Origin of the sequence: Halomonas daqiaonensis (genome assembly GCF_900109725.1) — a bacterium.
GTDB lineage: Bacteria > Pseudomonadota > Gammaproteobacteria > Pseudomonadales > Halomonadaceae > Halomonas > Halomonas daqiaonensis.
Genome location: NZ_FOBC01000026.1, coordinates 1 through 13,080, shown reverse-complemented (window position 1 = coordinate 13,080; position 13,080 = coordinate 1). Strand labels below are relative to the sequence as shown.

The 13,080-nt window shown below is 60.9% G+C and carries 12 protein-coding genes; 5 read left to right on the top strand and 7 right to left on the bottom strand.

Translation table 11 applies throughout. The annotated features are described in order from the left end of the window. Positions 1-449 precede the first annotated feature (449 nt). Positions 450-788: a helix-turn-helix domain-containing protein gene (locus tag BMY30_RS16105; protein WP_089715593.1), complete on the top strand. Its 339-nt coding sequence runs from the start codon at positions 450-452 to the stop codon at positions 786-788. Continuing rightward, positions 778-2,031 (top strand): type II toxin-antitoxin system HipA family toxin, encoded by a 1,254-nt coding sequence (locus BMY30_RS16100; protein WP_089715591.1) that lies wholly within the window; start codon positions 778-780, stop codon positions 2,029-2,031. The genes BMY30_RS16105 and BMY30_RS16100 overlap by 11 nt, the downstream gene beginning before the upstream one ends. A 365-nt stretch (positions 2,032-2,396) precedes the next feature. On the opposite strand, the gene BMY30_RS16095 is transcribed toward BMY30_RS16100, so the two are convergent. From BMY30_RS16095 to BMY30_RS16070, 6 genes are all read right to left on the bottom strand, one after another. Continuing rightward, positions 2,397-2,810: a type II toxin-antitoxin system HicB family antitoxin gene (locus tag BMY30_RS16095; RefSeq protein WP_089715588.1), complete on the bottom strand. Its 414-nt coding sequence runs from the start codon at positions 2,808-2,810 to the stop codon at positions 2,397-2,399. Continuing rightward, on the bottom strand, positions 2,788-3,027 hold the full coding sequence (locus tag BMY30_RS16090) for a type II toxin-antitoxin system HicA family toxin (RefSeq protein ID WP_089715586.1): 240 nt from the start codon (positions 3,025-3,027) through the stop codon (positions 2,788-2,790). The genes BMY30_RS16095 and BMY30_RS16090 overlap by 23 nt, the downstream gene beginning before the upstream one ends. Before the next feature lie 895 nt (positions 3,028-3,922). Next, on the bottom strand, positions 3,923-4,579 hold the full coding sequence (locus tag BMY30_RS16085) for an antitoxin Xre/MbcA/ParS toxin-binding domain-containing protein (protein WP_089715584.1): 657 nt from the start codon (positions 4,577-4,579) through the stop codon (positions 3,923-3,925). A 121-nt stretch (positions 4,580-4,700) separates the two neighbouring features. Beyond that, positions 4,701-5,081 carry a helix-turn-helix domain-containing protein gene (locus BMY30_RS16080; protein ID WP_089715582.1) on the bottom strand — a complete coding sequence of 127 codons (381 nt, stop codon included), beginning with the start codon at positions 5,079-5,081 and terminating at the stop codon, positions 4,701-4,703. A gap of 3 nt (positions 5,082-5,084) precedes the next feature. Then, positions 5,085-5,387 carry a type II toxin-antitoxin system HigB family toxin gene (locus BMY30_RS16075; protein WP_089715580.1) on the bottom strand — a complete coding sequence of 101 codons (303 nt, stop codon included), beginning with the start codon at positions 5,385-5,387 and terminating at the stop codon, positions 5,085-5,087. 57 nt (positions 5,388-5,444) lie between these two features. Next, positions 5,445-6,014 (bottom strand): hypothetical protein, encoded by a 570-nt coding sequence (locus BMY30_RS16070; RefSeq protein WP_089715578.1) that lies wholly within the window; start codon positions 6,012-6,014, stop codon positions 5,445-5,447. Positions 6,015-6,354: 340 nt separating this feature from the next. On the opposite strand from BMY30_RS16070, the gene BMY30_RS16065 reads away from it, so the two are divergent. The 3 genes from BMY30_RS16065 to BMY30_RS16055 all read left to right on the top strand — a co-directional run bounded on the left by BMY30_RS16065 (position 6,355) and on the right by BMY30_RS16055 (position 12,047). Continuing rightward, entirely contained in the window at positions 6,355-6,909 is a 555-nt protein-coding gene (locus tag BMY30_RS16065; RefSeq protein ID WP_089715576.1) for a hypothetical protein, read from the top strand. Positions 6,910-6,979: 70 nt separating this feature from the next. Then, on the top strand, positions 6,980-9,463 hold the full coding sequence (locus BMY30_RS16060; protein ID WP_089715574.1) for a hypothetical protein: 2,484 nt from the start codon (positions 6,980-6,982) through the stop codon (positions 9,461-9,463). Positions 9,464-9,749: 286 nt separating this feature from the next. Beyond that, positions 9,750-12,047, top strand: coding sequence for a site-specific integrase (locus tag BMY30_RS16055; RefSeq protein ID WP_139195539.1), 2,298 nt, complete (start codon positions 9,750-9,752; stop codon positions 12,045-12,047). A gap of 464 nt (positions 12,048-12,511) precedes the next feature. Here BMY30_RS16055 and BMY30_RS16045 read toward each other — a convergent pair whose 3' ends face one another. Then, positions 12,512-12,781 carry a BPSL0761 family protein gene (locus BMY30_RS16045; RefSeq protein WP_089715568.1) on the bottom strand — a complete coding sequence of 90 codons (270 nt, stop codon included), beginning with the start codon at positions 12,779-12,781 and terminating at the stop codon, positions 12,512-12,514. Between the last annotated feature and the right edge of the window lie 299 nt (positions 12,782-13,080).

The window sequence follows — 13,080 nt, the reverse complement described above, 5'->3', positions numbered from 1 at the left end:
CCCGACCCCGAGATGGCACTGTTGCCGCCATCCCCCCAACTCGCCGTCTTCGGCCTCGGCCGGCCAGTCAGCCGCCACTCCCAACGGCCCATGCCATCCTTGGCCAGCTGCCACCACACAACCTGGGCTGCCGTGCCAACCTCCTTTATTGGCCCGCCTGGCAGCGACAGCGACGCGCAGTAGAACAGTGCCCAGAGCGAGTTATTCCCGAACTACCAGCCGACCACACCTTCCCGCTCCGCCAGATCTCGTGCCGCCCCCCCACTCGCTAATCAACAACCATGCCAGCACTACCACCGTGGCCTTGCGCTCGAGCGCCGACGGTGTCGCCAGATAGCTGCTGGGGCGCTCCTAAACCGCTCCATGTTCTGCTCGGCACCGCTCAGCATGCGCAAAGAAAACGACATTATAGTGTCGATAAAAAGCTTAAGCGATGCCATACTATCGGCATGAAAACAAGACACGTCACCCTAAGCCCCAAAGCTTCCTTTTCACTTAGCCTGTTCGCCGGGCTGATCGAGGAGGGGCGGCTTCGCAAGGGGTGGACCCGAGACGAGCTCGCCGACCGCGTCGGCGTCGGCATAGTGACACTCCGCCAGGTTGCCAAGGGCTCTCCCCGTGTGGCCATCGGCACCTATTTCGAGGCGGCGGCGCTGGTTGGCGTATCGCTGTTCACCGATAACCTAGACACGCTGAAACGCGAGCATGCTACCCAGCGGGAACGGCTTACGCTGCTCCCCAAGCGCGCTCGCCGTCAGCCACAAGATCCCATAGACGATGACTTCTAGCCGGCGCGCCTATGTCTGGGTCTGGCTGCCCGGCCAGACATCACCCGTGGTGGCCGGTCTAGTCGAGAGTGATGACCAAGGCCGGTACCGATTTACCTATGGTCGCCGCTATCTAGCGCGTCAAGACGCGATCAGCCTCTACCCAAGTGAGCTTCCCCTTCGGCCCGGGAGCCATGAGCAGATAGATGGCGCACTGCCCTCCTGCCTGCGTGACGCTTCCCCCGATGCGTGGGGACGCCGCGTCATCATCAACCGACTGACGGGTAACAAGGGCGAAGCTGCTGGTGAAGTCGATTTCAACGAGCTGGTCTACCTACTGGAATCCGGGTCGGACAGGATTGGTGCGCTTGATTTCCAACTCTCTCCCACCGACTACCGGGCCCGTGAGTACCAGGACGCGACCCTGGCGGAATTGCAGGAAGCATCGGCGTATGTGGAAGCAGGGGAGCCACTCCCCCCTGCCCTGGACCAGGCCATTCAACACGGCAGCAGCATCGGCGGCGCCCGTCCCAAAGCGCTGCTGGACGACCGAGATCGCAAGCTGGTAGCAAAATTTTCCTCCAGCACCGATCTCTACAGCGTAGTGAAGGCGGAGTTCGTCGCCATGCGGCTCGCCAGGCTGACGGGACTCGACGTCGCTCCCGTCGAGATGGCTCGCTCACTGGGCAAGGACGTCCTGCTGGTGGAGCGCTTCGACAGGGTGCGGGCCGCTGACGGTTGGTGCAGGAAAATCGTGCTCTCGGCACTCACACTGCTCGGTCTGGATGAGATGACGGCGCGCTATGCCAGCTACGAGGATCTGGCCCATCGAATACGAGCCGAGTTCGACCAGCCAGGACAAACACTGCGCGAGCTGTTTGGCCGCATCGTCTTCAACGTGCTTTGCGGCAACACCGACGACCATGCACGCAACCATGCTGCCTTGTGGGATGGCGTGAGCTATCGACTGACGCCGGCCTATGACATTTGCCCACAGTCACGAACCGGTGGCGAAGCCACCCAGGCCATGCTGCTGTATGGCCTGGAACGCAGGAGCCAGCTCGTTCATTGTCTGGCAGCCGCGGATCAGCTTGGACTAAGCCACGCCCACGCCCGGGAGATCATCGACCACCAGCTCGCCACGATCCGTGATCACTGGGATGCTGTATGCGATGAGGCCGACCTTACCCCAGTCGACCGTGACTTCCTGTGGAGCAGGCAGTTTCTGAACCCGTTTGCGCTGGAAGGGTACACCGAAGCGTGAGATTGCCCGCATACCGCTCCCTGGCGATGTCCCCCCTCACTAGTGCACGAGTGATTCCAGCGCCTCGCCTTGGCTGATTCACTGATTGATCCTCAAGGCCTCCATCGCCCTATTCCCGCGCCCTTCGAACCTCGGCCCCTACACCTAATCGCCGTATACTTGCAGATTGCTGCCTGCCAGTGCCAGGTCTGCCAGCGAGGCTTTGTTGCCATCTGGCACGGTCGTGCGGACCGGATTACGGGGGAGAGGATCACGATCCCAGGGGGCTCGGGGTAGCAGAGCCCCGGGGCGTCCTTCGGCTTGCTCCAGAGTAAATGCAAGCGCCCCGGCCATTGGTCGGGGCGCTTGGGTGATAAGCTAGAGTGTCAGCCCGCATAGCGCTCGAGTTCATGCAGGGCCGCACGGGCCAGGAAGCCGGAGCGGCTCTTGAACTTGCCATGGCGCGCGACGGCGCGGTCGATGCGCTTGATGAGCAAGTCCGGCAGGGTGACGTTGACCTTGTGGCTTTTACCCAGATAGGGGGTCATGTCGATCTCGACCGCGGCCCATACCCAGCCAACATAGTCAGGGTTCGCCAGGTGCTGCTCAATGGCGCTGGCCGAAGGGATGGGGTCGCCGTGATCGGCCAGGCTCTCGAGGTGGCCCTCGATGGCCTCGCGAGCGTTGTCGATCGCCTCGTCGAAGGTGTCGCCCGTCGAGAAGCAGCCCGGCAGGTCGGGGACGGCCACGCTATAGGCGTGATGTTCGTCACTCACTTCAATGGCGATGGGATAGTGCATGTGTGTCTCCTGTGGCGCGCCGGTGATGACCGGCCTCACTTGAGGCCGGCTTGCTTTCTGCCCCCTGTATCAAGCCCTTCTTCAGATCCTTTTTCGGGTGAGGCACCGTGATGGTGCCGGGCTTGGTGGGGTGCCGGAAGTGGTGATGGCTGCCCTTGATGCGATCCAGCGTCCAGCCATCCGCTTCCAGTTCCTTGATCAGTTCACAGCTTTTCACCTCCGGCTCCCTGCCATCTGATATTGGGGTTATCGTAACCCCCTACCAATCCTCAAGAGCAAGATTTTAATAACCCCCATAACCCTGATAGCCGTGAACCTCTATCTTCACCGAGCTAGTTAGCGCGCGTTCGCTGATGTCGATCTCGCGTTTCCAGCCCCTGAGGACCACCGGCGTCTCGGGTTAGAGCCCTACGCCAGCCCCCCCCAATACGCAACAACCCGGCAAGAAGCCGGGTTGCTGGTAATGAATATATTCCAAACTTTTGATTTAAATAACCATTACTGATAAGGGGGGGACTTATCGCTAATGCCCCACCAGGCCCGCCACAGAGCCGCTCGTGGCCGACCGCCCCCTCCTGCATGCCCCCACCGGCGTTTTGACATCGAAGGGCCTGTTTCAGCCTCGAAACGCCTGCCGCGCTATTGGCTGAATTTCAGCCTCGAAATGTGGCACTGCCGTTATCCTTGTCGCATCGGGGTCGCCGTTTCAGCCTCGAAATGCTCCTTTCGACATCGAACCCCATTTCGCGCTATTGGCTTATTTTCAGCCTCGAAATTCTCAGATACCGGACTATTGAGTTTTCATTATGGGTCGTTTCAGGTTCAAAACGCCTGCTTCAGCCTCGAACCCCATAGCGCGCTATTACCGTATTTTCATTCTCAAAAAAAGCCATCTCATACTCACTAAAATCATCAAGATTAGGTAAAGATTTTTTTCCTATTATCAACACCACTATCTTTATGAAAACTACTTTCACGAAACACATGGCCAACAATGATATCAAACCCAGTCGCGAAAGAGTGATATTTGCATATCTACCCGCCACACCATGACATATCAGACCTTGAGAGAAAGGAAAAACCACACCATTCTACAGATGCCATTGGGGGTTTCAGCGCCTAAACACCCCATACTCCAGTCGCATGATAAGGTCGTAAACGCGTTGAGGGTCTTCAACCACAACATCTGCCGGCGTGCGGCCTCGGAGAGCAATTTCTGGGCTCGTCATCCAACGTTCGGCGCCTTCTCGACTTTCAAACAAGCGCTCGGCGGCTTGCCAGATATCTGTCTCGGTAGGCGCCTCCAGGATTTCGCGTCCAACATCGGGCATGTCCTGCCAGGCTTTTAGCTCATCAGGGTTTGGAGCCTGAGGATTGCACTGTGCCAGTAGCTGATCGAGTGAGTAAGGTCGCTCTTCCGCGGGAACACCCTTGGTGGTATCTACATCACGTCGCGTGAGCGTTTTCCTCAGCCAGGCCTGCACTTTCGCGCACACCGGATCATTTTCTGCAGGAGGTACGAGAGTGGCGTCGAGCTCGCCGCTGCGGCGTATGAAAAACTCGTCAGGGACTGTCAGGAAGTTACCACCGCGCAGGTATGCGATGATCTCGCCGCTCATCGCGGCCATGTAGGAGCGTTCGCTCTGCAGGCATTCCAGTGCCTTGCGAAAGCTCTCCAGGGGTTGGGGGAAACGGTCACGGAGGTCGATGGCCCTGTAGGCAAAGATCTGGGCTAGCGGGTCTGTGGAAGGATGTGAGGACGGTTTCATGGGGAGGCTACCCAGCTGATGATATGGCTATCAGGGTAGCCCATGGTGATACTCGATCGCTTACCAACAAAAAAGCCGCCTCGATGAGCGGCTGTAGAAGGGATTCTGGAGAAGAGGAGGATCAATTGCTCTCCGCATGACGCGGAGGCTTGATCAAGCTCTCTGCCGGGATCCCGAACATTTCGTGGAGCTTCCAGACCATGACCAGGGTCAGGTTGCGCTTACCGTTGAGGATCTCGTAGACGCGGTTTCGCTTGCCGATAGCCGGCTCCAAATCCTTGGCGGTAAGACCTTCCTGCTCCATCCGAAACTTGATGGCCTCGATGGGGTCCGGCAGATCCACGGGGAATTGCTGCGCTTCGTAGTGCTCGATCAGAGTCATCAGGATGTCGAAGCGGTCGCCGTCCTCAGTGCCGGGCTCAGGCTCGTTGTCGAAGTACGCAGATACCTCGCGCAGGGCGGCCTTGTAATCGACCTCGGTGCGAATCGGGCGAATATTCATAGATCACTCCATCTCAACTGTCTCGGCGTCCACCTTGTCGTACTCCGCGTGGGTGCCGATGAACTTGATATAGACCGCGCCGAACCGATACGCAACGCTCACGATAAGCCGGTAATCGTTGCCCTTGATGTCGAAAACGACGCGCTTGTTACCCAATATGCTGGCTCTTGGGTATCTCGCCTTGATGTCATGCGAGCTCTGCCACTCCGAATGCTTTACTTCGTCTGCCCAGGCCTCCAGCGGGCCCTTGGCGTCGGGATGCTGCTCCCAGAAATCCCTTAGGTTTTTGATCGCTATTATTCTCATGCCACCTCCTTGTCAGGCATTTTGTCCCAAGTTGGGACCACTGTCAAACCTTACAGTTCATCCCGCCTCAGCGTTCGAACGGCAGACGTAACAGCATGCCCGGCCAGGGCTTCGCCGGGGTCGCCTCAGGGCAGAACTGTCCTCCGCCTTGGCCGCTCCGCCCTCGACTAGGGTGCATCCCTTCGAGGTCAGGGTGCCGTCCACCTCGAACAGGCCGCTCTCCGCCCAGCTCTCCAGCGTCGGCGCCAGGTCATCGCGAGCCACAGCCAGGCGCCACGCCGTCACGCGCTCGCCATCTTCCAGTCGGGCCAGGGCCTCCTCGCGTTTGCGAGCCTCTTCGGCCTCACGACGTTGCCGGCGGCACTTGCGGGCGAACCCCTTGATCTTAGCGACTTCCTCCGCGGTCAGGCCGCCTGCCAGAGCCGTCAGGCGCTCCCGAGTCTGCCGATGGGCTTCACGCTCTTTCTCCAGGGCGGCCTCCGTGGGCCGGGCGGTCTCTTCCATCTCGTCCGCGCGGCGGCGATCGAGGTCGGCCGTCGCCGCCCTGGCCACCGTGGGCGCGTAGTGCTCGACCACGAAGTTCGTCACCCGGGCGGCGTGCTCTTCGGGGCTCTCACGGCCCCACAACAGCCCCTGCCCTCGAGCGACATCAGCTCCCTTGGCAGATCATCAACGCTTGGGACAACGTCATGGATCAGACCGCCGGGTCATCATCCGGAACCATTGACGCACGAGGAGGCGGCGTAACAGCAGCGAGGGCGACGGTAGACAGCCGTGTCATCAGCGCCACCGCGGACAAAATTATATGCAATATATTCAATGACTTACAATATTTCGCGGCATCGCTGATCGGGATGCAGCAAAAAAATTTACATCTACGTCCGCAAAGTGGCGCTAGCAGGCCCCTGTAGTTATGACAGGCACGAAACACGTGCCTGTTGATGACACCATACAGAGGACGACGACAATGCAACTGCCACATCAACGCCAGGTGCAGGTAACACCCAAGAGCCGCCTGTCCATCACGACATATACCGCCAGCCTTCGCCTGCAGGATCTCGACCTGGGGACCCAGCAGGGCCAGCGCGTCGAACACGACGTGGACTGCACCTCCCACCGCCCGGTCGGTTTTATCCATCGGGACGGTGACGTCGAACTGCTCAATCGCGCGTTACTGCCCGACCTGACGGATCATCTGGATGCCGAGCAGTCGGTGCTCTGTGACCTGATCAAGATCAGTGAGGTGAATGACGAGGAGGAACTGGCGCTCAGGTTTTGGTACGAAGAGCGCGCCTGGTGCCAGCACCATCGTCATTCACGCTACACCCCCCGGACGCCGAGCTGGCAGGATATCGTCACGATCCTGATCGAGAACGATGATGTCGCACTGGCCGTGGCCCGTTGTTTGTTCGGTCGAAAAACCCTGCGGCTCATTGACCTCCAATGGCTCTGCGCCGAGCGGGCTTCACTGGCAACGATTAGCACGTTCAGAACGCAGCTGGAATATCAAAACGCAGCGTAATGGCTGAATTCCCGCGGTGAGGTCGGCGACACAGCCTCACCGCGGCTTTGATTTCACAGGACGATTCGATATGACTCAGACCTCCACCGAGCGACATCAGCTCCCTGGGCAGATCATCAACGCCTGGGACAACGTCATGGATCAGGTGACCACCCTATCAGAGGCCGACATCTGCTTCGTGCGCGCTGCCATTCGCTACTCCCTGCCACCTATCAGTCGCCTGGATGTCCTCAAAGGGCTACTTTTTTATATCAACGATCACCAACCGCATACCACAAGGTCGGCTGAAGCACTGGTTGAGCACCTACCTGTTCAAACCGAAAAATGCCGGCATACCGCCACCTCCCACCCGCTTTACACTGCCATGATGCACCTGACAGGGAACAGGCATCTGGCACATCCTTTTCAGCAATCTTGTCGGCGAATGTTGAGTGACTATTTCGCTCATGTATCGGAGCAGGCTCACCCAGAAACGCTATACAACCACATCGTGCAGAGCCGGGATGTCCTGTGGGCACTCTCCCAGCAGGGGCTATCCGGGCCTACGGGCGGTGACAAAGACGATGACTACCTGGTGGGACAGGTTAACAATTATCTGACCCGCGTTAACGCCGTGACGGAGGATGAGAAAAGAAAATCCATCACGTTCCTGAAGCTCTATCACGGCAAAAATCGCATCACTAGCGACCATCTCATTCCTCGTGAACCGGGCATCCGCAGTGGCACCCGCGGCCAGCAGCGCCGAAAAACGAAACAAAAACCGCGGGATAAGCGCTTGGACCAGGAGCTGCTGGAGAGCCTGCAGCAACGGGCGTCGCGCCATCAGGCATCATCGGGCGCAAGTACCACCACGAGGGACCTCGATGCCCCACAGAGCGCGGCGCAGCCGGATGGTGAGTTCGACGAACTGATCAGGCGTGGCCCGTATCGTGACGCCGCTGCTGCCAGCCCCTCCACGGCCGCCAGCGAGGCGGATGAACACGACATCCTGCTGCAGCGCAGGACACCCAGCACCATGACCGTCGACGATGACCGTGCCGTCGTGCATCACGTCCAGCGGATGTCACTGGTCGACACCCTTACCTCCATGACCGATATTCATCGTCTGACGACCCGTCAGTTGCGAGAGGCATTGGACAGCTGCCGCCATGATCCCACCCAATGGGCACTGAGCATGCTGCTGTTATGCACCGGCATGCCGCTTGCCAGGCTCGAAACGCTCACGGTCGTCATGGCCTCCACAGAAGACCACCCGCCGGAGGACGACGAAACGCCCAAGGTCGTACACGACGGTACCCTACTGACCTTTCGCCTGCTCGACGGCCCCAGCCGCCTCCCCGACACCGATGATCATCGCTGGGTCACCCTGGCCCTTCCCCATGCGCTGATACAGGCCATACACCAGGCGGTCGAGCACCATGGCGACCGACCCTTCCATGACACCGCCAAACAGCTGCAGAAAACCTGGGCCCGGCAAACAGTCCACTCAGCCGGTCTGCCACCGACACCCAACCGCCTGACGGCCAGCAGCTGGATGCTGATACGTCCCGCGGCGCGGGACGATGTGACCGCCAAAGCGTTGAGCGGACGCTTCGGAATTGCCCTGTCGGCCCCCGCCGCCTATCGCACCCTTGCCCCTGGCGAGCTCAATACACTCTTTCAGCACGCAGTGGCCTGCCTACTCTCCAGCCTGACAACCCGGTCCCCACCCCACTGGCTGACAATCGCCCCAGTGGCATGGGGCGTGACGCCGAACCCCCTTGCCGCAAACTGGCACACAGGCTCTCCCCATGCGGTCCCGATCAGCGCCTTTCGCTCGTGGTTTGAATGGCTGCAACGCGGGATGGGGTCAGCCGTCCGCCGCTTCATGAGCCCACTGCGTCCACGCGACCGCTCGCCCGATACCCTACTCGAGGTCCTGGCCATCTCCGCGGCTCACAGCTATCTCGTGTTCTTGCTGTCAACGGGTTGCCGCCCCCAGGGCTCGCGGGTGCGTTGTGAGCGCGTGGCGGATGACCTGTGGCTGGCCGACAAGGACTCACGACGCGCACAAGAGAGCCGCTGGATACCGATTGCCAAAGAACTGCAGGCCAGTCTCGACGCCCATCAGACGCTCGTGGCGGAAGCGATGGACTGGCTGAGGCGCCGGGGTTTTGAGGTCACGGACCACCGTCTCGCCGGGGAGTATTCCCTCTGCGCTGAGATCAACCGTGCTCAGCGTTCACGCATGGCGGTCACGTCGATCACCCACCGAGGGTTTATCCAAACGCTCACCACGCTACAGCCACCCGATGCGCGACCTGACCTGGTGCCGGCGAAGGCCGTTCGCAACGTCACCCGCCATAGCGTCACCACAAGCTGCCGAGGACGGCTTCCCACCCCTCAGCTGGACGCGATACTGGGGCATGTCCACGGCTTTCGACAGCAGGGTCCCGGTAGCTCGGCGGCGGGTCCCGGCCGGCGTGTCTGGCAAACGATGATCTCCGACCTGCTGAAAGAAGCCGGTCATCACCCCCTCAATAGGAGCTCGCTGTCATATGCGCTCGGCCAATGAGATGACCTCACTCGATATCTTGCGTCACCTGCAGCGTGATCAACAGGATCACACGCATTCGCAGCGCGGTGACGACTTTGACAAGTTGTCGCAATCGGACCTGTGTCGGTCAGATCGCGCGGAACGCTCGGCTCTCGTGTGGGAGGTCTGCCAACGCTTGCCGGCGCACATCGACGAGCACGGCAGGGTGAGGGCATCGGCCGTCTGCCAGATGACCGATGAGCTCTATGAATGGGCCACAGCCCATCAGCCCAAGCCCCCCCGACGTAGCAACCACCGAAAGCGAGTGGCGATGATTTTCGCCTCGCTCAATGCGTTGCCAGGATTAACGATCCAGATACCGACGCAACCCGTACGTCCGCCTCGCCCCAGTCATGCCCCTACCTCGGTCGAGGAGGCTCAGGGGCTGGCCGCCATGCTCCTGGTGGATCGCCATCTCGATACCTGGCGACAGCATGCCCGGCACCGTGACCGCTGGTTGCTCACGTTGGCACTGCGCCTGAGCTGTCGACTCGGCATGGGCTCGGAGGTGCTGCTCGGGACTCTGGCCATGCTGGGGACACGGCATGTCGACACCGCCACCCGCCAGATCCGCCTGCCTTCTCAGCTGCAAGATGACCGAGACAGCCTACCAACAGGGGAGGCGAACCCCTCACAGGCACTCGGAACCGCCCCACAGCAGGATCCGGCTTACCAGCCGATGCACTACTACACCCTGGCGCTGCCCCGGGCCGTATGGGATCCCCTCCGGCACCTGGTCCATGCCGCCACCGGCGATCAAGGCGAATGGCTGGCGTTGGAGAGTCCTTCAAAACCGATAGCGACGCTCAAGACCCGTCAAAAACAGCTTCGCGAGCGACTCGATCGCGCTGCCAAGGCGCTGGTCAAGGAGATGAAGATACAGCATCCCCAGCATCGCGCGCTGCTGGAACGCCTATCAGGCTGGCCCAAAATGAGCCGGTGGGGGCCCATGGTCGCGCAGCGCAAGGGCATCGCCTCGATTTGGCTCGATATCCTCTCCGAGTACCCCCTCCCCACCGATTCTCGCGAGCCCATCACCGTCGGCGCGGATCGAGGACGTTACGCCCCTGCCGGCGCGGCCAGTCGTCACCATGCGCGGCCTGATAGCGAGGAGCTGCGTTTTCTGGATGACGGACCGGCGACGCCAAGGCCTCATGACGCGGCCAGCATGCACCGGCCGGATGATCTCGCCATTACCGCCCCTGGCGCCGTCGAGAGCGGCGCCGAGCCGTTGTCCATCGAGCAAAGCTTTGCCCTTCGCCATGCCGTCCGGGCCTTTTCCCGTCAGCTCCCCACCCTCACCACGGGGAAACGGTTATCGGGCCAGGTGTACCGCGAGCCCCTTCAGCAGCTGCGACGTCACACGTTCGACACGCTCACCGACATCGTCGGCACGCCAGACAGTTTCGGGCACTGGCTCGTGGCGTTCGCCTGTGCCCGACTGATCAGCCATGGCGACACCATTTCCAGCGCACAGACCTTCCTGACGCGTCTGATGCCACCGCCCCTGCTCCTCAACGAGGCCATCGCGGATGTGCCTGGCTGGGATCAGGACAGCGTTGACGAGCTCTGTGCTGAAGGCCAGTCCTACGCGCGTTGGAGCCACAATACCCGCCAGCATTTTCTCCGCACCATGGGCATGTTTGTCCGGTTCTGCCAGGACTACGGCATTCTCGATGATGTCGTTCCGCCTTCATCGACGACAACGCGAATCTCGACCCGTCGCACCCGACTGATCAACCCCGTGCAAATGGATCATGCCTGGAAGGCGCTGGTCGGCCACGCACGTCCCAGCCAGACCAACACGCAATTCGCGCTGGCATTGGCGCTGGGCTATTACGGCGGCCTGCGAGCCTCGGAGGTCTGTCAGCTGACGCTGCGGGATGTTCTCATCGAGTCGCCGACGTTGGAGGAGGACTGGGCGGCGCTTCAGGATGGCTACGCGTCGGGCCGCCGCTTGTCGACGGATACGGGCCCTTTCCCCCTGCAGCCGTGCTGGGTCTATATTCGTGAGAGCAAATCGCGTTCTGGCCGGCGACGGATTCCGCTTCACCTGCTGGCTCCTCCAGAGGTCACTCAATGCATGGCACGGTGGTGGGAGACGCGCCGTGCCGTGGCGCCCACTCTGCCCCTCAAGGAGATCGGCCTGTTTGGCCCGCTATTCAGCCCCCAGGCCTACCGTCGCCAGGGGCTGATCGATCCGCTGCTGAGCTGGCTTCGCGACCGCTGGGGAGAGGGTGTCGATTTCCACGGCCTGCGCCATTGCGCCGCTTCCTGGTGGCAATTGCGTCTGCATGCCGCCCAGCATGAAGATTTCCGTGAGACCCTTCATTACAAGTTCCACTGGATGTTCCAGCCATCCACACTGGAGGCGTTTCTGACGTACCTGTGTGGCGCCGAAGGCGATGACGCCATCGAGCGGGGAACACTGATGGGCCAGTTGGCCAAGTTGATCGGCCACCGGCATGTGAACACCCTGCTGCATACCTACACGCATTCGCTGGGCATGATCCATAGTCATGAAGTGAACCGGACGTGGTCCAACCGCAAAGCCGCTTACTGAGGTGGCGCCCCCCGGTGCCTCGCGCCAATGACTACGCCGGGTACGCCTGGCGAAGGCACCCGTGGGGCAACCGGCGCTTCTGGGATAGCGACTGACCGCTGAGATCCGACCCGTGTCCGTCACTCCCCATATGATCCTCCCAGGCACTCGCGCCTGGATTAGTGGCAAGGTGTTGCACCGTGGCAATGACGGGCTCGAGCACCGCCAGAGCTTGATCAAGTCTCCAGGCGCGATACGTCTCCATAGTCGCGCCGGGTCATGCCGTCATCACGATAGGCGACAAGCCCACTCGGCGGGCATGGTCGGCATGGTCCGCGTGACCACCGCGCCTGATGGCGGCTTCAACATGCGCCTCCCGTCATCAGTACCGGCCGACTCGCTCGGCCGGTCTTCATCGGGCGCCAACCCCTTCAGCCGCTTCAGGTGCTTCAGGCGCTGGCCGCGCATGCCAACGGCATCGTCACTTATGCCTTCGCTGTCGCACCATGCTGGCCTTCGTCCCCCGGCTGCTTCACATCCGTGCTCGAGCTGAAGACCGGCGGGAGAAAGGTGCCCTCGTCGGCGCTCTCCTCCAGCTGTCCAGCCATCAACATTTCCTCCTGGGTCGGGTAGTGCCTGAGCAAGCGCCGAGCTTCGTTGCGGAGGGACTCGGGAAGCGACAGGTCCTGGCCAATGTCGATCAGGAATGCTCGTGCCTGGATCACGGTACGCGTTCGCTCAGCAGGTGTTGTCATGCGGCCCTCCTCCCTATGCTGGGTGGACATGGTGGCCTACCCTGCCAAACGGCCTTGATCACGCAAGATCACGACCAACGCAGGATGGGCATAGTGGATGTCAAACTATCCTCCAAAAAGTGTCGATGCCAGAACTGGCCACCCGCCGGGAACCGACACGGTGCCGATGAAACGCGGTAGGAGGGGAGCCTCCAAGCGTCCTGCATCGTCATGGTGAGCGAGCAATTTCGCCTCTAGGGAAACGCTGCACAAATCTCGCCGCAGCTGCCTGATGGGTACCGGCGGGGTATAATCTGACC

Coding starts and splice junctions, on each gene's coding strand:
- BMY30_RS16065 (WP_089715576.1), top strand. CDS start 6,355: ATGCAACTGCCACATCAACGCCAGGTGCAGGTAACACCCAAGAGCCGC.
- BMY30_RS16100 (WP_089715591.1), top strand. CDS start 778: ATGACTTCTAGCCGGCGCGCCTATGTCTGGGTCTGGCTGCCCGGCCAG.
- BMY30_RS16085 (WP_089715584.1), bottom strand. CDS start 4,579: ATGAAACCGTCCTCACATCCTTCCACAGACCCGCTAGCCCAGATCTTT.
- BMY30_RS16045 (WP_089715568.1), bottom strand. CDS start 12,781: ATGACAACACCTGCTGAGCGAACGCGTACCGTGATCCAGGCACGAGCA.
- BMY30_RS16105 (WP_089715593.1), top strand. CDS start 450: ATGAAAACAAGACACGTCACCCTAAGCCCCAAAGCTTCCTTTTCACTT.
- BMY30_RS16095 (WP_089715588.1), bottom strand. CDS start 2,810: ATGCACTATCCCATCGCCATTGAAGTGAGTGACGAACATCACGCCTAT.
- BMY30_RS16060 (WP_089715574.1), top strand. CDS start 6,980: ATGACTCAGACCTCCACCGAGCGACATCAGCTCCCTGGGCAGATCATC.
- BMY30_RS16080 (WP_089715582.1), bottom strand. CDS start 5,081: ATGAATATTCGCCCGATTCGCACCGAGGTCGATTACAAGGCCGCCCTG.
- BMY30_RS16075 (WP_089715580.1), bottom strand. CDS start 5,387: ATGAGAATAATAGCGATCAAAAACCTAAGGGATTTCTGGGAGCAGCAT.